The organism is Collinsella sp. AM43-1, from assembly GCF_003467925.1.
Lineage (GTDB): Bacteria > Actinomycetota > Coriobacteriia > Coriobacteriales > Coriobacteriaceae > Collinsella.
In genome coordinates this window covers 1-1,549 of record NZ_QSFR01000043.1, presented here as the reverse complement: position 1 = coordinate 1,549, position 1,549 = coordinate 1, and the positions used below count along the sequence as shown (strand labels likewise).

Sequence of the window (1,549 nt, the reverse complement as noted above, 5' to 3'; positions counted from 1 at the left end):
TGGCTAAAGTGCATGATCTCGATCTTCTCGGTTTCCTTCATGGCTTTTCCTTTCTGTCCTGCACGCAACTCTATACATCGCGTTTCTTTTCGATACCAATTATAGACATACACCTAATGTGTTTTTAATACCACTTATCAATCTGCTCCAATCCTCGGTGAACGGTCGAAATTCTCTGGTGAGTGGTATTAAATTAGAATTGAATGTATAGCTAACGCCTCTGGCGCCTCCCTTGTGTGACAAAGAACAGCGTTCCTACCAGCGCAATAATGGTCGATGCCCCAAACAGCACCGCCTGAACGCCCAAAGCCTCCGCCAAAAACGGAGCCGCCAGCAGCGGCAGCACGCCGGCGCTCATCAGGCCAAAACGCACAAAGCCGGTAATGCGCCCCAGGTATTTGATGTCGGCGCGCTCCTGAATCAAGATCATCTGCAGCGGTTCCAGGAATCCCCAGGCCAGACCGTTAATCGCCTGACCGATAATCGCGACCCCCAGCATATCGGTGCCCACGTACACCATGGACCCAATGCCCACGGCCATGAGCGCGCCGAGCAGCAATCGCAGGTTGACATGGCGGGCAGAAAGCTTGGTCAGGATGAACGCGCCCACCGAGGAAGTGAGGCCCACGACCGAGGACAGCCAGCCCAGCCAGACGATATCCACGTTGAGCACATCGCGATAGAACAACGACTCCAGCGAATCGAACGCGCCAAACGCAAAGAAACCCAAAAAGCCCGAGATAAAGATGAGGCGCAGGTCGTGGTCGCGAAACGTAAGTCGCGCACCCTCGGCCATGCCGCCCAAAATACCGCCCTTCGGCTTCTCCCCTTTTGCGGGAGCAACACACTCGTGACAGCCCAAGGAGAGCACGGCCGCCACACCCATCATGCCCGCCATGAGCAGATAGACCGATTGCGTGGCAAAACAGCTCACGATGGCACCGCCGAGCAGCGGGCCAGCGGTATAGGCGATATTGCTGTAGAACACCATGAGGCCGTTCACGCGGGTACGGCCCTCGGTGGTCGACTCCAGGTATCCCGGAAACGCATGCGTGCAGGTGTTGATAAAGCCGCCCGCAAGTCCCAAGACGCACGCGGCAAACACAAGCCCGGGGACAGACAACGGCGCCAACCCCACGCCAAGCGATAGCACTGCCGTAATCACGCACGTCACAAACGACGTCCGGCGCGGTCCAAAGCGATCGATGACCGAGCCCGACACCATATTGCCCACCGACGTCATAAGATTGCGCACGAGCGTAATGGCGGCAACCAAAAAGGCCGTGCCAGCCAGATCATACGTGGCCGCACCGATAAGCCCCAAAAAGTAGACCGCGTTGTTGGCGCACCACTGCAGGGACTCAATAAGAATCAGCCTGACCTCTGCCGGCGTCAGGCGCATTGCTTCGCGATCCTTCGCGAACATACGAACTCCTTCTATACAAAAAAGGGATGGAGGGCATAGGCCTGCTCCATCCCCTTTCCAGGTTGCAACGAAAATCTATGCAGCCGGGCCCTTACGCCAGCACGCCGAAGAACGCGCCGATGA

1 protein-coding gene is annotated in these 1,549 nt (G+C 57.0%); it reads right to left on the bottom strand.

What is annotated here, in order from left to right; translation table 11 throughout:
- Window positions 1-211: 211 nt before the first annotated feature.
- Window positions 212-1,426, bottom strand: a complete 1,215-nt coding sequence (locus tag DW925_RS09970; RefSeq protein ID WP_195521868.1) for an MFS transporter — start codon at window positions 1,424-1,426, stop codon at window positions 212-214.
- Between the last annotated feature and the right edge of the window lie 123 nt (window positions 1,427-1,549).

Excerpts from the sequence above, each read along its gene's own strand:
- DW925_RS09970 (WP_195521868.1), bottom strand. The coding sequence starts at position 1,426 with ATGTTCGCGAAGGATCGCGAAGCAATGCGCCTGACGCCGGCAGAGGTC.